16 protein-coding genes are annotated in these 22,967 nt (G+C 53.6%); 9 read left to right on the forward strand and 7 right to left on the reverse strand.

The window, feature by feature from the left end:
- Positions 1–79 precede the first annotated feature (79 nt).
- Positions 80–1,024 carry a sugar-binding transcriptional regulator gene (locus tag H0247_RS12165; protein ID WP_180742759.1) on the reverse strand — a complete coding sequence of 315 codons (945 nt, stop codon included), beginning with the start codon at positions 1,022–1,024 and terminating at the stop codon, positions 80–82.
- A gap of 184 nt (positions 1,025–1,208) precedes the next feature.
- On the opposite strand from H0247_RS12165, the gene H0247_RS12170 reads away from it, so the two are divergent.
- From H0247_RS12170 to yciH, 4 genes are all read left to right on the forward strand, one after another.
- Entirely contained in the window at positions 1,209–1,514 is a 306-nt protein-coding gene (locus tag H0247_RS12170) for a LapA family protein (RefSeq protein WP_180742760.1), read from the forward strand.
- A gap of 12 nt (positions 1,515–1,526) precedes the next feature.
- Positions 1,527–2,696: a lipopolysaccharide assembly protein LapB gene (gene lapB, locus H0247_RS12175; protein ID WP_180742761.1), complete on the forward strand. Its 1,170-nt coding sequence runs from the start codon at positions 1,527–1,529 to the stop codon at positions 2,694–2,696.
- A 183-nt stretch (positions 2,697–2,879) separates the two neighbouring features.
- Positions 2,880–3,623: an orotidine-5'-phosphate decarboxylase gene (gene pyrF, locus H0247_RS12180; protein ID WP_180742762.1), complete on the forward strand. Its 744-nt coding sequence runs from the start codon at positions 2,880–2,882 to the stop codon at positions 3,621–3,623.
- Positions 3,620–3,955 (forward strand): stress response translation initiation inhibitor YciH, encoded by a 336-nt coding sequence (yciH, locus tag H0247_RS12185; RefSeq protein WP_180742763.1) that lies wholly within the window; start codon positions 3,620–3,622, stop codon positions 3,953–3,955. The genes pyrF and yciH overlap by 4 nt, the downstream gene beginning before the upstream one ends.
- Before the next feature lie 79 nt (positions 3,956–4,034).
- On the opposite strand, the gene osmB is transcribed toward yciH, so the two are convergent.
- Complete coding sequence (osmB, locus tag H0247_RS12190) at positions 4,035–4,250, reverse strand: osmotically-inducible lipoprotein OsmB (protein ID WP_180742764.1); 216 nt, start codon at positions 4,248–4,250, stop codon at positions 4,035–4,037.
- A gap of 334 nt (positions 4,251–4,584) precedes the next feature.
- Here osmB and araD point away from each other — a divergent pair, with 334 nt between their 5' ends.
- Complete coding sequence (gene araD / locus H0247_RS12195; protein ID WP_180742765.1) at positions 4,585–5,280, forward strand: L-ribulose-5-phosphate 4-epimerase; 696 nt, start codon at positions 4,585–4,587, stop codon at positions 5,278–5,280.
- A 261-nt stretch (positions 5,281–5,541) separates the two neighbouring features.
- On the opposite strand, the gene H0247_RS12200 is transcribed toward araD, so the two are convergent.
- The 4 genes from H0247_RS12200 to H0247_RS12215 all read right to left on the reverse strand — a co-directional run bounded on the left by H0247_RS12200 (position 5,542) and on the right by H0247_RS12215 (position 13,358).
- Positions 5,542–7,605, reverse strand: coding sequence for a carbon starvation CstA family protein (locus H0247_RS12200; protein WP_180742766.1), 2,064 nt, complete (start codon positions 7,603–7,605; stop codon positions 5,542–5,544).
- Positions 7,606–7,832: 227 nt separating this feature from the next.
- Complete coding sequence (locus H0247_RS12205) at positions 7,833–8,750, reverse strand: aldo/keto reductase family oxidoreductase (RefSeq protein ID WP_180742767.1); 918 nt, start codon at positions 8,748–8,750, stop codon at positions 7,833–7,835.
- Between the two features lie 108 nt (positions 8,751–8,858).
- A complete protein-coding gene (locus H0247_RS12210; RefSeq protein ID WP_180742768.1) occupies positions 8,859–10,793 on the reverse strand; it encodes an exoribonuclease II in 1,935 nt (644 codons plus the stop codon).
- Between the two features lie 252 nt (positions 10,794–11,045).
- Positions 11,046–13,358: an FdhF/YdeP family oxidoreductase gene (locus H0247_RS12215; RefSeq protein WP_180742769.1), complete on the reverse strand. Its 2,313-nt coding sequence runs from the start codon at positions 13,356–13,358 to the stop codon at positions 11,046–11,048.
- 184 nt (positions 13,359–13,542) lie between these two features.
- On the opposite strand from H0247_RS12215, the gene H0247_RS12220 reads away from it, so the two are divergent.
- Positions 13,543–14,445: a LysR family transcriptional regulator gene (locus H0247_RS12220; RefSeq protein ID WP_180742770.1), complete on the forward strand. Its 903-nt coding sequence runs from the start codon at positions 13,543–13,545 to the stop codon at positions 14,443–14,445.
- Here the strand turns inward: H0247_RS12220 and H0247_RS12225 are convergent.
- Positions 14,436–15,506, reverse strand: a complete 1,071-nt coding sequence (locus H0247_RS12225; RefSeq protein ID WP_180742771.1) for a LacI family DNA-binding transcriptional regulator — start codon at positions 15,504–15,506, stop codon at positions 14,436–14,438. The two genes, H0247_RS12220 and H0247_RS12225, sit on opposite strands and share 10 nt — an antisense overlap.
- A 321-nt stretch (positions 15,507–15,827) precedes the next feature.
- Here H0247_RS12225 and H0247_RS12230 point away from each other — a divergent pair, with 321 nt between their 5' ends.
- From H0247_RS12230 to H0247_RS12240, 3 genes are all read left to right on the forward strand, one after another.
- Positions 15,828–17,138 (forward strand): MFS transporter, encoded by a 1,311-nt coding sequence (locus tag H0247_RS12230; RefSeq protein WP_180742772.1) that lies wholly within the window; start codon positions 15,828–15,830, stop codon positions 17,136–17,138.
- Positions 17,139–17,296: 158 nt separating this feature from the next.
- Positions 17,297–19,663, forward strand: coding sequence for a TIM-barrel domain-containing protein (locus H0247_RS12235; protein WP_180742773.1), 2,367 nt, complete (start codon positions 17,297–17,299; stop codon positions 19,661–19,663).
- Positions 19,664–19,999: 336 nt separating this feature from the next.
- Entirely contained in the window at positions 20,000–22,876 is a 2,877-nt protein-coding gene (locus H0247_RS12240; protein ID WP_180742774.1) for a flavocytochrome c, read from the forward strand.
- Positions 22,877–22,967: the final 91 nt, after the last annotated feature.

The following is a 22,967-nucleotide window of genomic DNA, read 5'->3' on the forward strand; positions in this document are numbered from 1 at the left end:
ACGCTACGTCAGGCACGGAGCAGGGGAAGCATTCCGCGCCTGACGCTACTCTTATTGCTCACCACGAGTGGTGAGTACGTTAGATCAACGTCTCAGCGGTTAATCGATCGGTAATCAATACATCAACGTAGTGCCCAGTTAATGCACCGCGAATCGCGGCACTTTTCTCGACACCGCCCGCCAGTGCTACCACGCGCGGACATTGACGCAGCTGCGGCAGTGCCATACCGATCACCGGATCCTCATCATCCTGCAATACTGGTTCGCCGTCCGCATTGTAGTAATGCAGGCATAAATCGCCCACGGCGCCGCGTTCCGCCAGCTGTTGTAGCATCGCTTCGTGATAGTAGTTACCGGAATTTTTCAGCAGCTGCGAGGGCTCCAGTACGCCAATACCCACAAGCGCCAGACTCACCTCGCTGAATTTATCAACCACGTTGGAAACTTCATCGCTGGTCACCAAACGGGCGCGATCTTCTACCGAGCGTTCAATACTCTGTGCGGGCAAGAGGTAAGCGGGACAGCTGAGCTGATTGGCTAAGGTTTGCGTCAGGATCGTCGCCTGCACGTTGCCGTTCGGCCCTACGCCGCCTAATAATTGGATGACGCCCTGAGCCTTGACGCTTTGCGGATGCAGGCTGTCCACCATCGCCCGCAGCGTGCTGCTCCAGGATGAGATACCCACCAGATCGTCAGGACGGATACTGGTTTGGACATAGTGTGCGGCCGCAGAGCCAATCGCCTGCTTGATTTGCGCCAACGTGGCGTTATCGGCGACATCCACCACGATAGCCTGATCGATGCCGTAGCGTTTCTGAATTGCCGCTTCCAGCCCCATGAACATGTTCGGGGGTTGAATTACGCTGATTTTGACCACACCTTCTTTAACACAGCGCGTGATAGCGCGGGAGACAAAAGACTGTGACAAATGGAGTGAGGCGGCAATTTCTGCTTGTTTCATCCCTTCGCTATAATAGAGCGTAGCGATCTTGACCAATAATCGCTGTTCGTCCTGCTTTGACATGACTTTTCCCCTTGCTGGCATGCTACCGTCATTTTTATTCAGCACAGAATAAATAACAAGCGTAGACGGCAGTGGAGCGCGGTTCTTGATTTCCTTGTCCACATCGGACATGGTAATTTAATGGGGTTTGTCGCCAAAATTTGGCATAATTCATCCGGTTAATGGATATCACAGGAAGGACAATGTGAAATATTTGCTGATTTTTTTACTCGTGCTGGCGATATTCATCATTTCTGTCACACTGGGGGCGCACAACGATCAGGTTGTGACATTTAACTACCTGCTGGCTCAGGGGGATTATCGCATCTCCACACTGCTTGCCACGCTGTTTGCTCTGGGCTTCGCCCTTGGCTGGGTTATCTGTGGTCTGTTTTATCTGCGTCAGCGCATTGCGCTTGGCCGTGCACAACGTAAAATCAAGCGTCTGGAACAACAGCTTTCTACCTCCACCGAGGAGAACGTGGCGCCAGTGCAGACGGTCACCCACTAAGGAATCCTCTCTATGTTAGAACTGCTGTTTCTGTTGCTGCCCGTGGCCGCCGCGTACGGCTGGTACATGGGGCGCAGAAGTGCGCAGCAGGACAAAGATCAGGAGTCCAACCGCCTGTCCCGAGAGTATGTCACCGGGGTTAACTTCCTGTTGTCCAACCAGCAGGATAAGGCGGTTGAGCTGTTCCTCGACATGCTCAAGGATGACAGCAACACCTTTGAAGCCCACCTCACGCTCGGTAACCTGTTTCGTTCGCGCGGCGAAGTTGACCGTGCGATTCGCATCCATCAGGCGCTGACTGAAAGCGCATCCTTAACCTTTGAACAACGTCTGCTGGCGGTGCAGCAACTGGGCCGTGACTATATGGTCGCAGGGCTGTATGACCGCGCCGAAGAAAGTTTCAACCAGTTGGTGGATGAAGAAGATTTTCGACGCAGTGCCTTGCAGCAGCTCTTGCAGATCTATCAGGCGACCAGCGATTGGCCGACCGCGATTGATGTGGCGGAAAAACTGGTCAAGATGGGAAAAGACCAGCTTCGCGTAGACATCGCGCATTTTTACTGTGAATTGGCACTGTTGGCGATGGGCAGCGACGATCTGGATAAGGCATTAACGCTCTTGAAAAAAGGGGCGACGGCGGACAGTCAGTGTGCCCGTGCGTCTATCATGATGGGTCGCATCTACATGGCGCAGCAGGATTATTCACGCGCCGTGGATGCCTTGCGACAGGTTATCGAGCAGGATAAAGATCTAGTCAGTGAAACGCTGCCGATGTTGCAAGAGTGCTATCAGTATTTAGATAAGCCTTTGGATTGGGCGAATTTCCTCAAACGCTGTGTAGAAGAAAATACCGGTGCGACGGCGGAATTGATGCTTGCCGACATCCTTGAAAGAGAGGAGGGGGCTGAGGTTGCACAGGCTTATATCAATCGCCAGCTTCAGCGTCACCCCACAATGCGCGTATTCCATCGCCTGATGGATTTTCATCTGCATGAAGCGGAAGACGGACGAACAAAAGAAAATCTTCAAGGGTTGCGTGACATGGTGGGCGAACAGATTCGCACCAAACCCCGCTACAGTTGCCGCAAGTGTGGTTTCACGTCTCAATCACTCTATTGGCAGTGTCCTTCCTGCCGTACCTGGGCTAGCATCAAGCCGATCCGTGGACTCGATGGCCAGTAACGTTTCACGATATTCTGTGAATGTTATTTAACGTACTTTAGTTACAACATACTAATAGGTGTTCACTGATTTCCGTTCCAGCCCGCCACTTTAACCGCATTGGTCTTCAGGCGGCTGGGATTTCAGGGGCGGGGCATGTAGAATGCGGCGGGAATTTTGGCTTCGCAAGAGACTGGGTGACGAATGAAAAACGAGAATCTACAGCAAAATAATCAAACGGTATCATCCCCAATTGTGGTCGCGTTGGACTATGCCAGTCAGCAGGCGGCGTTATCGTTTGTTGACCGTATCGATCCGCAGGATTGCCGTTTGAAGGTAGGCAAAGAGATGTTTACCTTGTTCGGGCCGCAGTTCGTGCAGACGCTACAACAGCGCGGCTTTGATGTATTTCTCGATCTGAAATTCCACGATATCCCGAACACTGTCGCTCACGCCGTTGCGGCCGCGGCCGATCTTGGCGTGTGGATGGTGAATGTCCACGCCAGCGGTGGTTCGCGTATGATGGCGGCGGCAAAAGAGGCGCTGGTGCCGTTTGGTAACGATGCACCGCTGTTGATTGCCGTGACCGTGCTAACCAGCATGGACGAAGACGATCTGCGCGGACTTGGTATTACCGTCAGTCCTGCGGAACAGGCGGAAAGACTGGCGGTGTTAACGCATAACAGCGGGCTGGATGGTGTGGTGTGTTCCGCGCATGAAGCCCAGCGGTTGAAGCAGGTATGCGGCCAGGAATTCAAGTTGGTCACGCCTGGAATTCGTCCAGCGGGCAGCGATGTTGGCGATCAGCGCCGTATCATGACGCCGATTCAGGCGCAGCAGGCTGGCGTAGATTATATGGTGATTGGGCGTCCGATCACTCAATCGGTAGACCCGGCACAGACGCTGCGCGAGATTCGCGCCTCATTATTAAACGGGGCGGCCTCATGAACCTGCGTCGTGACGAGAATAGCCAACTGGTTTACTCCACGGAAACCGGGCGTATTAAGCCGGAAGAGGAAAAGGTAGCTCGACCAAAAGGTGATGGTATCGTGCGTATCCAGCGTCAGACGAGCGGACGCAAAGGGAAGGGCGTATGCCTGATTAGCGGTCTTGATCTGGATGATGTCGCGCTGGATAAACTGGCGGCTGAATTGAAGAAAAAATGCGGCTGCGGCGGTTCAGTGAAAGACGGTGTGGTCGAAATCCAGGGAGATAAACGCGATCTGCTAAAACAGCTGCTGGAAGCGAAAGGCATGAAGGTTAAGCTGGCTGGTGGTTAACACAGGCGGCCTAAAGCCTAAAGTATGGCGGGTATAAAAGCAGCAGGTTTACTCCCGTTAACCTGCTGCTATCAATTTGTTATTTATCGACCTGACGGCCAATCAGCCCACCGATAGCGGCACCGCCTAGCGTTCCTAATGTTCCGCCATTCGTTAAAATAGCCCCACCTACCGCACCGGCTCCGGCACCAATTGCGGTATTACGATCACGTTTAGACATGTTTGAACAGCCTGCGAGCGTAACAGCAAGCGTAATTGCCAGAGCGGCTGTCGCAAAACGTTTGTTTAATTTCATCTTTTTTCCCCTTCTACTCTTGGTCTCACGTTTCTTGTGAGGAAATATCGAACAATGTGCTTTTTACGGTATTAAATAAACAAACCGAGCCTTTTATCGCTTGATGATAAGTATAATCATCGGAAAAAACTGCAACAGGTAAAAATTCTTAATTCCCCTGCATTATGTTAACGATAGCAATAATTGATAACTCTGGCTGTTTTTTGCACAACCCTGTGGTGTGTCTCTTTCTTTTTCCCATAGCAGAACACCGCTAGGTCTTTAGCGATTTAGCCCATAGCGACGCGCTCGTCAGGCCGCGAAAATGATGTCATCTCGCCGATGGGAGGCCGACATGTTAGAAACGCTAAAAAAACAGGTGCTGGACGCCAATTTGGCCTTGCCGCAGCACAACCTAGTGACGTTTACGTGGGGAAATGTCAGCGCGGTGGATCGGCAGCGCGGCCTGATGGTGATCAAACCCTCCGGCGTGGAGTATTCAGCCATGACGCTTGAGGATATGGTGGTCGTTGAGCTGGAAAACGGCAAGGTAGTAGAAGGCACGAAGAAACCGTCGTCAGATACCGATACCCACCGTGTGTTATATCAGGCGTTTGTCGATATTGGCGGTATTGTGCATACCCATTCCCGCCATGCCACGATCTGGGCGCAGGCCGGTAAAGATATTCCCGCCTGGGGAACCACGCACGCAGACTACTTTTATGGTCCTATTCCCTGTACACGCTTGATGACAGATGATGAAATCAACGGTCGCTATGAGTGGGAAACCGGGCAAGTGATCGCCGAAACGTTCCAGCAGCGTGGCATTTCTCCGGTAGATGTCCCCGCCGTATTAGTTAACTCGCACGGCCCCTTTGCGTGGGGGAAAGATGCAGACAATGCGGTGCACAACGCCGTTGTTCTGGAAGAACTTGCCTACATGGGAATTTTCTCGCGCCAGTTAACGCCTCAACTGGGCGAGATGCAGCAAACTCTGTTGGATAAACACTACTTACGCAAGCACGGTAAGAACGCATATTACGGACAATAAACCAGCGTGATTCCTTTCACTTTCCATTTAAGTTACATAGCGCCGCAAATGCGGCGCTATCGTTATTGATTAGCCAACCGTCCTCGTTGCTGAATAGCACGCCATAAAAAATCCCTCCATGAAGGATCATGCCGATCGTTTAAGAATCGAGATACCGTGGGCTACCACGGTGCGAGGTATCCCTGCGGGAACCTCATCACCGTGTTTCCCCCCTAAATTCACAAGCCTTATCCATGAAGGAGGGACAAGACGTGATGCCATTTAAGGTTGTGCGCCGTCTCGTAAGACAATCGGGGTCTCTTTTGCCGTCGGCACATCGCTGTTCAGCGCACGGCGAATGACAAAGAATGCGGAAACCAGCATCGTTACTGCCACCAGCATGAAGAACCCACACAGCGCGGCGTTGATCTGGTTACTGAAGACGATGGTTTCCATGTCTTTAATCGATTTAGCCGGGGCGATCAGGGTGTTTTGCTCAATACCCGCCGCGAAGCGTTTTGCCTGTGCCAGAAAACCGATGCTGGGCTTTTCATGGAAGATTTTTTGCCAGCCTGCCGTCATCGAGGTAATAAACAGCCAGGCGGTAGGGATGATAGTCACCCACGCATAGCGCTGTTTCTTCATCTTAAACAACACCACGGTGCCGAGAATTAATGCCATCGAGGCTAGCATCTGGTTACCGATACCGAACAGCGGCCAGAGCGTGTTGATACCACCCAGCGGATCGATAACCCCTTGGTACACGAAGAATCCCCAACCGGAAACGGCGACGGTCGTACCTGCCAGATTGCCTAACCAGGAGTGGCTGTTGGCCAGTTTGGGGATCGCAATCCCAACCAGATCCTGCACCATGAAACGACAAGCGCGTGTTCCGGCATCCACTGCGGTCAGAATGAACAGGGCTTCAAACAAAATCGCGAAGTGATACCAGAATGCCATCATCGCCCGGCTGTTAAAGATCTCGGTGATGATGTAGGCCATGCCTACTGCGAAGGTTGGCGCACCGCCCGCGCGGGAGAGAATCGAGGCCTCGCCCACGTCATTGGCTATCGCGCTCAGTTCCTGTGGGGTAATCACAAATCCCCAGCTATTGATAGCCTGCGAGGCGCTCTCAACCGTGGTACCGATCAGGGCGGCAGGTGAGTTCATGGCAAAGTAGATGCCCGGTTCGATAACTGAAGCACAAATCAGCGCCATGATGGCGACGAAAGATTCCATTAACATCGCGCCATAGCCAATGAAGCGGATATGACTTTCACGTTCAACCAGTTTCGGTGTAGTGCCGCTGGAAACCAAAGCATGGAAGCCCGAAATCGCGCCACAGGCGATGGTAATAAACAAGAAGGGGAATAACGAACCGGAGAAAACTGGGCCGGTGCCGTCAATAAAACGAGACACTGCGGGCATTTTCATTTCTGGCATTGCAAACATGATACCGAACGCGAGCCCGATAATGACCCCGATTTTCAGGAAGGTGGAGAGATAATCACGCGGTGCCAGCAGTAGCCAGACCGGCAGCACAGAGGCGATGAAGCCGTAAATCACCAAAACCCAGGTGAGCGACGTGCCTTTCAGCGTGAAGAGCGGCCCCCAGTAGGGGTGTGCGGCAATGTTACCGCCATACACAATCGCCAACATCATCAGCACAAAACCGATGATAGACACTTCCGCGATTTTACCCGGACGTAAAAAGCGCATGTAAACGCCCATAAAGAGCGCGATAGGGATAGTCGCGGCGATGGTGAATAGCCCCCAAGGGCTTCCCGCCAATGCTTTAACGACCACCAGCGCCAGCGCCGAGAGAATGATGATCATCACACCCAGTGCGCCAAGCATGGTGATAATACCTGCGAACGTGCCCAGCTCCTGTTTTGCCATCTCTCCCAAAGAACGACCATCCCGACGAGTGGAGATAAACAGCACCAGAAAATCCTGCACGGCGCCCGCCAACATGACGCCGACCAAAATCCAGATCGTACCGGGGAGGAAGCCCATTTGTGCGGCGAGAATCGGCCCGACTAGCGGTCCGGCTCCGGCGATGGCGGCGAAGTGGTGGCCGAACAGGACCCATTTATTGGTGGGAACGTAGTCTAGGCCGTCGTTATGACGCTCCGCCGGTGTCAGCCGGCGATCGTCGAGCTCAAAGACTTTTTTGGCGATAAACAGGCTGTAAAACCGATAGGCGATGCTGTAACACGATACCGCAGCGACGACTAACCACACGGCATTGACGTGTTCACCGCGGCTCAGTGCCAGCGTGGCGAACGCAAAGGCGCCCGCCATGCCGACTAGCAGCCAGATCACAATGCTCTTTACGTTATTCATAACAACGGCTCCTTCGTTATTCAGAAAGGGTATAACGCGAGTGTTAATGCAATTTAACAATAGTGGGTTTAATGGTGAAGAGAAGGAAATGGATGAGAAAATGTGAGCGAAGGTGAATTTTTGTAAAGAAAATTAAAGCCTAAACAAGGGGTAACGTGTTGACGCGGTAAAAAGGTGAAGCCCTGCAAGGGATAAGCAGGGCCTATACGCTTAAGACAACACATTTCTTAAGGCAGAACGTTTCCGGCGGCGCGGTAAATTTCGTACCACTCTTCGCGGCTGAGCGACAGCGTAGACGCTGCCGCGATATCACGGATACGTTCTGGGCTCATGGTGCCGATGATCACTTGCATCGCGGCAGGGTGACGCAAGATCCACGCAGTGGCGATCGCGGTATTGGTCACGTGATGTTGCTCGGCAATGTGATTAATCGTCGCGTTCAGCTTGGGAAATTTCTCATTATCGAGAAAAACTCCCTCAAAAAAGCCGTACTGGAAGGGGGACCAGGCCTGAATGGTCATGGTATTCAGGCGGCTGTATTCCAGAATGGCGCCATCGTGATTCACCGATGCCGGGTTCGTCATATTCACGTTAAAACCCGCATCAATCATGCCCGTGTGCATGATGCTGAACTGCAATTGGTTGGCAATAAGCGGCTGGCGCACGGATTTTTTCAGTAGCTCAATCTGCAACGGATTCTGATTACTGACGCCAAAGTGACGTACTTTCCCGCTGCTTTCCAGTTCATCGAAGGCGGCGGCCACTTCATCGGGTTCAAACAGTGTGTCTGGACGATGCAGCAAGAGCGTATCAAGATAGTCGGTTTTTAAACGCTGTAGGCTGCCTTCAACGGAGGTGATGATATGTGCTTTAGAAAAATCAAAAAAGCCCTTACGAATGCCGCATTTGGATTGCAGAAAAATCGTGTCCCGTTGGATAGACGTTTTCTGTAAACCGGCGGCGAAAATCTCTTCCGACAGACCAGAGCCATAGATATCGGCGTGATCGAAGAAATCGATGCCTGCTTCGACGGAAGCATTGAGGATGTCAGCCGCTTCATTCGTGCTTTTCTTCGCCATTCGCATACAGCCCAGCGCAATGTTGGAAGCCTGTATCGCGGATGTGCCGATTGTGATTTTTTTCATCGGGAACACTCCTGTTATAGGGAATAAACGATGATGACGCGCGGAGTCGTTCACGATGAACGCCCGCGCGGAGAGGCTGCCCGCCGAGATGCATCGGCGGTATGACACTTAGGCGGCTGGCTTTGCCACAACACTGCGGGTTTCCAGACGGACTTCCGCGATGACGACGTCCAGCGTATCCCCTTGGCGATAGACGACTTCACCCTTCACGGCGAGTGTGCCCATTTCCTGACTGCACACCAGTTCATCGCGCACGGCGTGGATAAAGGATGACGGGATAAAGGCGACTGCACCGTTATCCAACAGGCGGACACGCAGACCGCCGCGTGTGACATCAATGATTTCCGCATTGAAGCGCACATCGGTACCCGCTTTGTCGCTGAGGTAGCGAGCATATAACCAGTCGCCGACATCACGCTCGGCCATACGGTTAAGGCGGCGGCGTTCTGCCAGTTGTACCGTAACATCGTCCTGCGGTTTTTCCGCAGCCTGCCCTGTGATCACCGCTTTCAGCAAGCGGTGATTGACCATATCGCCGTATTTACGGATCGGGGATGTCCAGGTGGCATAGGCCTCCAGGCCCAGACCAAAATGCGGCCCCGGTGTGGTGCTGACTTCCGCGAAAGACTGGAAGCGACGAATACGGCTATCCAGGAACTGTGTCGGTAGGGCATCCAACTCGCGGCGCAGCTTACAGAACCCTTCCAGCGTCAACAGCGCCTGCGCGTCGGCCTGAATGCCGTGAGTGTCCAGTACCGCAACGGCCTGATCAATGGATGCCGGATCGAAGCCGTTATGGACGTTATAGATGCCAAAGCCCAGCTTATCGCGCAGCACAATGGCCGCACAGACGTTGGCGGCAATCATAGACTCTTCAACGATACGGTTGGCGATGCGGCGGTGTTCAACCACGATATCCAAGACATCGCCTTTTTCACCCAGCAGGAAGCGGTAATCAGGACGATCTTTAAACACCAGCGCGTGGGTGGTACGCCATTCGCTGCGCGCCAGACAGACGCGGTGCAGCAAACGAATTTGTTCAGCAATGGCATCATTTTGCGGCTGCCATTCGCCTTGTTCTTCCAACCAGTCGGAGACATTGTCATACGCGAGCTTGGCTTTGGATTCGATCCAGGCGGCAAAGAAGTGAATATCGTCACCCAGCGTACCGTCGGCGGCAATTGTCACGCGGCAAGCGAGCACAGGGCGGCGCTCGTCTGGGCGCAGTGAACAGATATCATCGGACAGCGAGCGCGGCAACATCGGGATGTTGAAGCCGGGCAGATAGTTGGTGAAGGCGCGCTGGCGGGCAATCTTGTCCAATTCGCTATCCGCGTCGACATAGGCGGTCGGATCGGCAATCGCGATGGTTAATTGCAGTGAACCATCGCCGTTGTCCTGCACGTATAGCGCATCGTCCATATCTTCAGTGCTGGCGCTGTCGATAGTGACAAAGCTCAGCGCGGTCAGATCGTCGCGGACGAGTTCGCCGTCATGGCGTTCCGTTGCTTCAACGTCCGGCGCTGCACGCTCCAGATTATGCCGTGACAATGTCACCCACCACGGCACCAACGGGTCATCACCCGTGGTGATGTATTGCGTCAGTTCTGCATGAAATCCACGGTCGCCCTTCAGCGGGTGACGGCGCATTTCTGCCACCGCCCAATCACCTTCCTGAAAATTGTGCGTCACATCGCGCGCGGCGCGGCAGGGAATCGCATCTTTCAGCAGCGGATGGTCAGGCGTAATGGATAAACGATCGTCTTTTTTATGAATGCGCCCAACAAATCGGGTCAGGAAGGGTTCGATGAGCGTTTCTGGCTCGACAATTTCCCGCTCTTTTTCGGTATGCAGGGTGGCGGTAATCCGGTCACCGTGCATCACTTTTTTCATATGCGGAGGGGGAATGAAATAGCTTTTTTGTCCGTCAGCTTCAAGAAAGCCAAATCCTTTATCGGTGCCTTTGACGACACCTTCAACACGCGGTGTCTGAGAGTGAAGTTGCTGTTTTAGCTGTGCAAGCAGCGGATTATCTTGAAACATAGCGTCCAGAAATACGGTTGTGAATGGCTCAATTAGCGGTTCACAGTTTTACTCGAATCGGGTGCTGGCGGCAAGAATAATCGGGAAAAGGAGGCGCCCCCTTCAGCCGTACAGGCGCGCATCAATTCGCGTCAAGTCAGCGCCGATCTGAACGTGTCCCCCAGCCGTGCACTCGACGGATTTCACTGCACGACAGGGGGAGCTTTTGAGGTGGCGACAGCCTAGTGGACAGATGTTCAGGCTATATGCAATTCAGGCGATACGTAACAGAGACGCCGCTTGCATACTACGACGAACGCTAACCGGCACCGATTTAGAAGTTGGCGTGTGTGTTTCATCCCCGAAGCTGGACAATGGCACCAGCGGGTTGGTTTCTGGGTAATAGGCTGCCAGATTGCCGCGTGGAATGGCGTAACTCACCAGCTTGAATCCGTTGACGACGCGGGTAATACCGTCATTCCACAGCGTTTCGATATCAACCCGATCGCCATCTGCCAGCCCTAGCGCGCGGATGTCATCGGGGTGCATAAATAGCACCTCCCGTTGCCCATACACACCGCGATAGCGATCGTCCAGTCCATAAATGGTGGTGTTGTACTGGTCGTGTGAACGCAAGGTTTGCAGGGTAAAAGGTACATCGCTGCCTTGTAGCTGTGGGAACAGCGTATCGGGCAGCGTGGCATGGCTGAATTGCGCTTTCCCGTTGAGGGTATTGAAGTGCAGTTCGGCGGCTGCATTGCCGAGATAGAATCCGCCCGGCAGGTCGCACTTGGCATTGAAATCGGTAAAACCGGGAATCGTCGCCGCGATATGGTCGCGGATGCGTGAGTAATCGTCCGCCAGCGCCAGCCAGTCGAGCGTTTCATGACCGAGTACCGCATCGGCAATCCCAGCGACAATGGCTGTTTCCGAGCGCTGCAACGGCGAAAGCGGCTGGCCGACACCTTGTGACGCATGCACCATGCTGAAGGAGTCTTCAACGGTAATAAACTGCGGGCCGCTGGCCTGCATGTCGAGATCGGTACGACCGAGCGTCGGCAGAATTAGCGCATCGATCTTGCCGGTAATCAGGTGGCTGCGGTTGAGCTTGGTACTGATGTGCACGGTCAGATCACAGCGGCTGAGTGCCTCTTCGGTTCGTGCCGAATCCGGTGCGGCAGCCGCGAGGTTACCGCCCAGCGCGATAAGCACTTTGATCTCATCACGCAGCATGGCTTCCAGCGCTTCTACGGTGTTGTGGCCGGCGGCGTAAGGCGGTGTGAAATCATAATGCGCCGCCAGACGATCGAGAAATGCCGCCGTCGGCTTCTCATCGATCCCCATGGTGCGGTTGCCCTGCACGTTACTATGGCCGCGCACTGGACACAGACCGGCACCCGGTTTCCCTAACTGCCCGAACAGCAATTGCAGGTTCACGATCTCCCGCACGGTAGCGACGGAATGTTTGTGCTGGGTAATCCCCATCGCCCAGGTACAAATCACGCGCGGTGACTGCTGATAAATCGCCGCGACATAGCGCAACTGCGCTTCGCTCAGGCCGGACTGCTGTTCGATTTTCTGCCAGCTTGTGGCATCAACCACCGCAAGGTACTCATCCACCTGTTGGGTATGTGTAGACAAGAAATCCTGATCGAATAAGCCCACTTCCCCTGCGGACAGGCGCTGACGATGCGTTTCCAGCAGCGCTTTGACCATGCCGCGCACGGCAGCCATATCGCCGCCCAGATTGGGTTGCAAATAGGTTTCACTAATGGTGCCAGACAGCGGCGTGAGCAGCTCCAGCGGGTTCTGCGGATTGGCAAAACGTTCTAGGCCGCGCTCGCGTAGCGTATTAAAGGAGACGATGTGCGCGCCGCGATCGGCGGCATGACGCAGGCTATGCAGCATCCGCGGGTGGTTGGTACCAGGGTTCTGACCAAAAACGAAGATGGCGTCAGCGTGCTCGAAATCGTCCAGTCGGATGGTGCCTTTGCCCACACCGATACTTTGCTTCAAACCCGTACCGCTGGCCTCATGACACATATTCGAGCAGTCAGGGAAATTGTTGGTGCCCAGCATACGGCCAAAAAGCTGATACAGATAAGAGGCTTCATTACTGGCACGACCAGACGTATAAAGCTCCGCCTGATTGGGGTGATCCATGTTATTGATGTGGTGAGCGATCAGCGCAAACGCCGCGTCCCAGTCGATGGGAACATAGCGGTCACTGGCGCGGTCGTAGCGCATCGGGTGGGTTAAGCGCCCCTGATATTCAAGGAAATAGTTACTTTGCTGGCGTAGCGTCGTGACGCTGTGGGCGGCGAAAAAATCCAGATCGACCGCTTTGCGCGTTGCTTCCCAACTGACCGCTTTCGCGCCGTTTTCACAGAAACTGAACGTGCTGCTGTTGTCATCCCCCCAGGCACAACCGGGGCAGTCAAACCCTTTCGATTTATTGACCCGCAACAAGTTTCGGATATTTTTCAGCGCTTGCTTGCTGTCGAGTACAAAGCGTGTGGTGGCTTCCAATGAGCCCCAGCCGCCAGCCGCGTTGCGGTATGGCTTGATGGATGGTTTGAATTTCATGACATGTTCCGCAGGTGATAATGTTTTTTTTATGTGAACAAAATTTTAAATATTTGCTCTTGAGGAAAGTTTAGGTGTGGTCGGTGATCCCGTCTAATCAAATGCGGCTATGGTGGGATAGAGGCGGTTTATCAAGGTATACTTACCGCTTACCCACTACTGTGTCTGACGATCGAGCCTGACGATGGATATTAAGCAACTGCAATACCTGTGCAATCTGGAGAAAGAGCGCCATTTTGGCCGGGCCGCGGAAGCCAGTTTTGTCAGTCAACCCACGCTCTCCATGCGGTTGAAAAATCTGGAGCGAGAGCTGGATCTGCCGCTCATCAACCGGGGTAACAATTTTGAAGGCTTTACCGCCGAAGGTGAGCGGGTGCTGGCCTGGGCGCGGGAAATCGTCTCGGTGTATCAGGGGCTGAAACTGGAAGTCGCGTCGTTGAAGCGCGGCGTCAGCGGCGTGCTGCGCATCGGTGCGGTGCCGCAAAGCAGTATTGCGCTGTCGAGTCTGCTGGTGGCGGTCAACGAGGTCTATCCGCAGTTGGATTTTCAGATCTCGCTATTCAGTGCGGATCAACTGCTGGAAGCGCTGAATGCGCATTCGGTGGATGTCGGCATCGGTTTTTTTGAATTTTCGACGCTACAGGAACTGCACTTTCAGGCATCGCCTCTGACGGAGCAGGGCATTGATCTGTTGTTCCATCCTCACCATTTCCCGCAGTTAGTCGGGGACACGCCGCTGCCTCTGGCTGCGCTTTCCGATGTGCCGCTTTGTCTGGCGGAAGCCAGCCGCTATTTCCGTCGCTATCTGGATAGCCATTTCCGTGAAATGGGCGTCTTGCCGTGGGTCAAAGTGGAAAGCGCGTCTATCCTGCAACTGATCCAAAGCGTTTATGTCGGGCTGGGATGCGGCATTGTTCCCCGTGGCAGCCTCATTCCAGAAATGACGCCTGCGTTAGCGCTGCGACCGCTGCAATTTCCACCCATGCACCGTCGTGCGGCGGTTGTGGTCGCACAGGCAGGCAGAGCGACGCCGCTGGCGCAGAACTTCTTTGATGTGGTACAGCAATGGTTACACACTCAGTCGTAAAGGCTTTCATCCTGAACTGGTGCGACCGATTTACTGGCGCGTAGCCGCCTGACGGACTGGCGTACCACCAGCGTACCGTTGAGCAGGATGTTGCCAATCGGGGCTTCGGGGCGGATCAGTCGATATTGCAACAGCCTGATGGCTTCTTCACCCAGCGCCTCGCGCGGCACATGTACTGATGTGAGCGGCACATCGTGAATGGCCGACAGATTGAAGCCGTCCATACTCATCACCGAGACGTCCTGCGGTACGCGCAATCCTGCCTTATGCAGCGCATTCACCACCCCGACCGCGATGAAATCACCGCCTGCGAGAATAGCCGTAGGCCATTTATCTCGCGGGCAGCGGGCTAAAAAGGCGGTCATCGCCTGTTCGGCATCCGCCGTGCTGAAATTATCTAACGCCAGCAAATTATCCTCAAAGGAAAACGGCAGATTATGGTGCTGATAGGCATCGCGAATCCCGTCCAGACGCAGTTCCATCGTGTAGCGACGCAGGCACTGCAGCGTCAATACATCATGGTGCCCTTGCTCAAAAAGATAGTGAGCGGAGAACTCGCCAATTAACCGATGTGCCGGCGCGACACCCGGTAATCGCATCTTGCGGTCAATGCAGTTAATCAATATGCAGGGCTTACCGCTGTCTGCCGCCAACGCGTGAATATAGGGATCGTCAATGCCGATCAGCAGCGCCGCCTCCGTGGCGGGATCGCGCATTTTGTCTAAAAAGAGCGCCGCATCGCTGTCGTTTTCCTCCAGCCCGCAGTACCGCACTCGCACATCGTGTGGCTTCAGGGCATCAATGATGCTCTGCACCACCTTGTGATAGAAGATGTCTGACCGAATATCAAACGCGCGCGGTGGAGCGAAGATTGTTAACCCGTTCAAGAGCAGACGGCCATTGGCGAGATCGGCCAATACACCGCACTGGCGGGCGCAGTTGAGAATGTCTGCCTTTGCATGCTCGCTGGTATTGGACTGACCAGACAATACGCGTGAAACCGTACTGATCGAGTAGCCTGTCCGCTGCGCAATTTCACGTATTTTCAGGTTTCCTTTCATTTTGTGATCCCGTTCACCTTCGAAAATGACAAAATTTTCATTGTTACTTATCGCCTGTTTTCAGGCGCTATAACCGGTTTTTTGATTGCATTTTGACCATAGCATGAAAATGTTTTCAAAAAAGTGAGTGTTTCACGATTTTCAATTGTTCTACTCTCGATTTGGTAAACCAATTACTGATGGTTAGACGTGATAAAAAAAGGATTAAGTTAATAAATACAATGATATGAAAACGGTTTGATTGTTCGATAGGCGATAAATATAAAAATTACGCCGAGATATCAGACCAATGTAACCCTACTTTCCTGTATAGGAGTCACCATGAGTCTCGACATCAATTCGTCCTCCATCGCTACTAAAGGTAAACGGACGTTCAGAAATTTACGCTGGTGGGTTCTTGGCCTGTTTTTGCTTGGCGTTACGGTGAATTACATCACGCGTAACTCGCTGGGCATTCTGGCACCAGAGCTGAAAACCACGATGGGTATCACCACCGAGCAATATTCCTGGATTGTGGGCACATTCCAGCTTGCGTACACCATCTTTCAGCCGATTTGCGGCTGGCTGATCGATGTCATCGGTCTGAAAATGGGCTTTATGATCTGCGCCACAATCTGGGCGCTGATGTGCATCTTCCACGCGGGGGCGGGAAGCTGGCTGCATCTGGCGATCCTGCGTTTCTTTATGGGCGCGTCAGAAGCTGCGGCGACACCGGCGAATGCGAAAACGTTGGGTGAGTGGTTCCCGAAAAAGGAACGTCCGATTGCGGCAGGGTGGGCCGGTGTGGGCTTCTCTATCGGCGCGATGCTGGCACCGCCGATCATCGTCGTTGCACATGCCTATCTGGGCTGGCAGGGCGCTTTTATCTTCACCGGTGGGCTAGCGCTGCTGTGGGTGGTGCTGTGGTGGCTGTTCTACCATAATCCGGAAGTACACCCGAATTTAAGCCGCGAGGAGCTGGATTTCATTCGCCAGGACAACGAAGCGCCTCCCGTCAAACTGCCTTTCTTCACCGCGTTGAAAACGGTCTCAAAAAACAAACGTTTTTACGGTATTGCGATCCCCGCCTTTATGGCGGAACCCGCGTGGGCGGTGCTCAGTTTTTGGGTGCCGCTTTATCTGGCGAATGAACGCGGTATGGATCTGAAACAAATTGCGATGTTCGCGTGGCTGCCGTTTCTTGCCGCCGATCTCGGCAGCGTCGCCAGCGGCTACCTCACTCGACTTTACGTCCGTTGGTTTGGCTGCTCGCGCGTCAACTCGATTGTGGCCAGTTCGGTAACGGGCGCATTCCTGATGTTATCGCTGGCGCTGGTGGCTATCAGCAAAGATCCCTGGGTGGCGATTCTGCTGATTTCCATCGGCGGATTCGGCCATCAGGTGATCTCCTGCATGTTGAGCGCACTGGTGGTGGAATCGTTTGATAAAGGGCAAATGGCAACCGTGAACGGAATGCGCGGTTCATTTGCTTGGATTGCCAGCTTCCTGTTCTCACTATTGATTGGCGTCACCGCCGACAAAATCGGGTTTAACCCGCTATTTGTCGCGATGGGATTCTTCGATCTGATCGGTGCCGTCTTCCTGATCGCGTTTATTGCTGAACGTCGTGGGCAAACGCGGCCACAGGCATAACGGATTATGCCATTCGTTTAAGACGCGAGATACACGGAGCGACCACGGGGCGAGGCTTCCCTGAGGGAACCTCATCCCCGTGTTTCTCCTAAAAATGGGCTTAAGGGACCTGCATTAAGCATAACGACGAGTTTATTCTTTCCTGAAAAGGACGCTGTATGAAAACGTTGAAAAATTGGGTGTTTCGTCATCAGAGCGCCGATCATGTTGAGTTGTTGGTGGATGATAAACATGTTTTCCGTCTGTACGTGCTGGAACCGATGCTGGCCCGCGTGCTGGTTAAACAGCATGGCGAACTGAAGCTGAACCGCACCTGGAGCATTGCGCCGCAGCAGGATGTCCCCTGGCAAGGGCGCAGCCGCGAAAGCAGCGACGGTTTCAGCCTGCCGGGATTCTCGCTGGAACAACTGGACGATGCGCTGCGTATCAGCACCGCGCGGATGCGCATTACGATTCATCAGCCGCTGTGGCTGGCGTGGGAATACTGTGACGAACAGGGCGAATGGCAGCCGTTTGCCGCCGATCGACCCACCAGCGCCTACCTGCTCAACTCACACGGTGACGGCGTGGCGCACTATCAGCGCCGTTTTCCGACGGAACGCTATTACGGGCTGGGTGAGAAAACGGGCGATCTTGAACGCACCGGACGCCGGTTTGAGTTCCGCAATCTGGATGCGATGGGCTACAACGCGGCGAGCACCGATCCGCTGTATAAGCATGTTCCGTTTACCATTACCCGACGTGACGATGTCAGCTTCGGCCTGTTTTACGATAATCTGAGCACGACCTGGCTCGATCTCGGCAATGAAATCGATAACTATCATCTGGCTTATCGGCGCTATCAGGCGGAGGCGGGCGATCTTGACTATTACCTGTTTATCGGGCCACGCGTGCTGGATGTGACGAAAGCGTTCGTGCGCCTGACAGGTAAAACGCTCTTTGGACCAAAGTGGAGCCTCGGCTACAGCGGATCCACCATGCATTACACCGATGCGCCCGATGCGCAGCAGCAGTTGATGAAATTCATCGCATTGTGCCGTGAGCACAACATTCCGTGTGATTCGTTTCAACTCTCGTCGGGCTACACGTCGATTAACAATAAGCGCTATGTGTTTAACTGGAACTACGACAAAGTCCCTCAGCCGGAGGTGATGTCGCAGGCCTTTCATGCTGCGGGCCTCAAGCTGGCTGCCAATATCAAACCCTGTTTACTGCAAGATCACCCGAAATATGACGAGGTATCGGCGCAGGGGCTGTTTATCCTTGATTCCGAATCCGATGTGCCAGAGCGCTCCAGTTTTTGGGACGATGAAGGTTCGCACCTTGATTTCACCAACCCGGCAACGGTGGCGTGGTGGCAGGAAAACGTCACCCGGCAACTGCTGGAGAAAGGGATTGATTCAACGTGGAATGACAATAACGAATATGAAGTCTGGGATGGCGAAGCCCGCTGTCACGGCTTCGGCGAAACGATGGCGATCAAACACATTCGCCCGCTGATGCCGCTGTTGATGATGCGCGCCTCGCTGGAGGCGCAGCAGCGCTTTGCGCCGACGCTGCGCCCTTATCTGATCTCCCGTTCCGGCTGTGCAGGAATGCAGCGCTATGTGCAGACCTGGAGCGGCGATAACCGCACCAACTGGCAGACGCTGCGCTACAACACCCGAATGGGAGTAGGGATGAGTCTGTCTGGTCTATTTAATGTCGGGCACGACGTCGGCGGGTTTTCGGGCGACAAGCCAGACGCCGAGCTGTTTGTACGCTGGGTACAAAACGGCGTGATGCACCCGCGTTTCACCATTCATTCCTGGAATGACGACCAGACGGTGAACGAGCCGTGGATGTATCCTGCGGTGACGCCAGCGATTCGCAGCGCTATTGAGCTACGCTATCGTCTGTTGCCGTATTTTTACACCTTACTGTGGCAAGCCAGCGCAGACGACGAGCCGATGCTGCGCCCGACGTTCCTCGACCACGAGCAGGACAGCGCGACGCTGGCAGAAACCGATGATTTCATGCTGGGGCGAGACATTCTGGTTGCCAGCGTGGTGGAACCGGGGCAGCGCCAGCGCACGGTGTACCTGCCGGCGAATACGTCAGGCTGGTACGATTTCCATTCCGGCCAGTGGTTCAGCGGCGGACAAACGATTGTTCTGGACGCGCCATTGGAGCGACTTCCATTGCTGGTGCGCGCGGGCGCGATGATCCCGCTATCGGGACGAACGGCGCACGTCAGCCCGCATGAAGATGACCAGCGTGAATTCCTGCTCTTTCCACCCGTTGCTGGCGGCACGGACAGCGGGCTGCTGTTTGAAGACGATGGCGAAACATGGCAATGGCGTGAAGGTAACGCGCTGTGGTTACGCTGGGAAATCCGTACGGATAACCAACGGATTGACGTGACGTTCACACCGGAAGGGCGATATCAGCCTGCCTGGCGGCACGCGACGCTACGCCTGCCCGCGGGCGAGCAACGCCAGTTATACATCAACGGCGTTCACACGGACACCTATCAGCATCAATAGTCATCCTATTTCTTCCTGCTGCGCCCCGGTCTTATTGTTTACCGGGGCGTTTTTTTTGTTATGCAGAATATCAATAATATCCGATTGGTTATTTTAAGGATAAGGAGATGTTAATGAAGTGAATGGAATATTAAATATAAAAAAGAGTTGTGCGAATACCCCTAATAAAATCGGATCTACAAAATAGTTTAAATAGTAAGAAAACATTTTATAACATCAAAAAAAATAGATACTTGGTAAGTAATAAGTTCGCAAATTATCAGCCAGAAGAATTAATGATTAAAAGAAAAACATGGCCTTTTCGAACAGGATTTTATTTTAAGTGGAGTATTCATTATGAAGAATAGTCACCATGATTTATTTGCTGCGTTTACACTCCCCAACGGCACGACGCTGAAAAATCGGGTACTGATGGCGCCCATGACCACCTGTAGTGGATTTTATGATGGCAGCGTGACCAAAGAGCTGGTGGAATATTATCAGGCCAGAGCAGGCAGCATCGGCACCGTGATTGTGGAATGCTGTTTTATTGATGACAAAGGGTTGGCTTTTCCCGGCGCGATAGGAATAGACAACGACGACAAAATTGCCGGGCTGGCTAAAATTGCGACGGCGATTAAAGAGAAAGGCTCGACGGCAATTCTGCAAATTTATCACGGCGGCCGTATGGTCGAACCGCGTTTTATCGGTGGTGCGACACCCGTGGCGCCGAGTGCCATTGCCGCGCCGCGCGCGGGTGCCATCGTTCCGGTCGCGCTATCGGGCGATGAGGTTGATGCCATGATCGGCAAGTTTGGCGATGCCGTTCATCGTGCCATTCAGGCGGGTTTTGATGGCGTGGAAATTCACGGCGCGAACACCTACCTGATCCAACAGTTTTATTCACCTCACTCTAATCGGCGCACAGATAAATGGGGCGGCAGCCGTGATAAACGTGCGGCGTTTCCGCTGGCCGTTCTGGATATTGCCCATGATGTTGCCGGTAAATACGCCGATTCTTCATTCATTATCGGCTATCGTTTCTCACCGGAAGAGATCGAAGAACCTGGTATTCATTTTGATGATTCACTCTATTTGCTGGAAAAATTAGCGGCACGCGGGCTGGATTACGTTCACTTCTCTATGGGAAATATTCTGCGTTCATCGATTGTCGAAACAAACGATCCGACGCCGCTGATTAAAAAATACGTTGCCCGCCGTTCCGCGACATTAGCGGCGATTCCGGTTATTGGCGTAGGAGATATTGTCAATCAGGCAGACGCCGACGCGGCGCTGGAAAATGGTTATGATCTGATTGCCGTCGGCAGAGCCTGTATTGCTTATCCAGACTGGACGGATCGCATTGCCGAGCAGGAAAAACTCGAGCTTTATATTGCCAGCGATAAACGTGAAGCATTAACGATCCCTGAACCGCTGTGGCGTTTTTCATTAGTTGAAGCCATGATTCGGGACGTGAATTTAACCGGCAAAAAATTTAAATCCGGGGTTTATCAGGAAAACGTTCAGGATGAATGTGGCGAGCTGCGAATTCAGGTTCATTTTGAGCAGAATCGGGTCGCCGATATTGCGTTGGAGAATAGCGAAATTGATGATTCACTGAAAATCAGTTTTGAGATTATCCGCGAGCGCATTCTGGATACCAATAGTCCTCACGTTGATGCCGTAACGGGCGCAACGGCGCAGAGTGAAGCAATTAAAAAAGCCGTTACCAAGGCGATGGTGAAATCGAGCAAAGATGCCATTATTGCCGACGGCGGTAATCCGGATGCGCGTCGCGAGGCGGATGTGGTGGTCATTGGCAGCGGCGGCGCGGGGCTGGCGGCAGCGATTCAGGCCAGCGAAGCGGGCGCGCGCGTTATCGTCATTGAAAAGATGCCCGTCATCGGCGGCAATACCATCAAGGCCTCTGCCGGTATGAATGCGGCAGGCACCGTCTTCCAGAAAAATAAAGGTATTGAAGATAGCCAAGCGCTGTTCTATGACGAAACGCTGAAAAGCGGCAAACAGAAGAACAATCCTGCGCTGGTGCAATACTTCGTCGATCATGCGTCTGACGCGATTAACTGGCTGGCGCAGCACGATATTGAACTGAGCGATATCACCACGACGGGCGGCATGAGCGTAGACAGAACGCATCGGCCTGCCAACGGTGCCGCGGTGGGCGGCTACCTGGTCAGCGGGCTGATTAAAAGCCTCAATAAATACAACATTGAGGTGCTGCTGGAAACGTCGGTGACCGAAATTGTTCAGGAAAAAGGCAAGGTTAGTGCCGTCAGAATCGTCAATGAGGAGCAGGAAGAGAGCCTGGTTGCGACAAAAGCGGTGATTGTCGCCACGGGCGGTTTTAGTGCTAATCAGGCGATGGTGGAGTCATACCGCCCAGACCTGAAAGGCTTTGTCACCACCAACCATAAAGGCGCAACGGGCGGCGGCATTCGCCTGCTGGAACAGATCGGCGCAGATACGGTGGATATGGGGGAAATTCAGACCCATCCGACGGTTGAACAGACGACGTCTTATCTGATTTCCGAATCCATTCGCGGCGGCGGGGCAATTCTGGTGTCACAGCGCGGGGAACGCTTCTTTAACGAAATGGAAACGCGGGATAATGTCTCTTCAGCCATCGTGAATCTGCCGGAAGGCTATGCGTACATCCTGTTTGACGAGCAGGTGAGAAGCCGCAATCGGGCGGTCGAAGAGTATGTCGCACAAGGGCTGACCGTTAGCGCGGGCAGCGTTGCGGAACTGGCCGACAAACTCGCTATGCCACAGGCTGCGCTACATGTCACATTCGAGCGCTACAATGCCTTTATTGCCGATAAGCACGATGAGGACTTTGGCCGCACGACGGGGATGCGTGACCCGCTGAATCAGGCGCCTTACTACGCCATTAAGGTAGCGCCGGGCGTACACCATACGATGGGGGGCGTTACCATCAACGAGAAGGCAGAAGTGCTGAACCGTTATAAAGAGACGATCTCCGGAGCGTATGCCGCAGGGGAAGTGGTTGGCGGTATTCACGGTGCGAACCGCATTGGTGGCAACGCCGTCGCGGATATCATTATCTTCGGTATTCAGGCGGGGATTCAGGCGGCGGCCTATGCGCGAGCACCGCGTCGTTCGGACGTTTTTCCAACGAAGGCACGTAAAGCAAGATTTGCGAAAGCGGCGGCGAAAACGGCTGAAAAGCAGCCGATACTGGTCGCAGAGTAAGTGATAGAAAAGAACGTGATAAAAGAGTAAGGCTGATGGCGAGCGTCTCAAAGGGCGCTCGCGGTTTTCCTGCCATTTCCTCTCTGTACCG

This window comes from Pectobacterium sp. CFBP8739, from assembly GCF_013449375.1.
GTDB lineage: Bacteria > Pseudomonadota > Gammaproteobacteria > Enterobacterales > Enterobacteriaceae > Pectobacterium.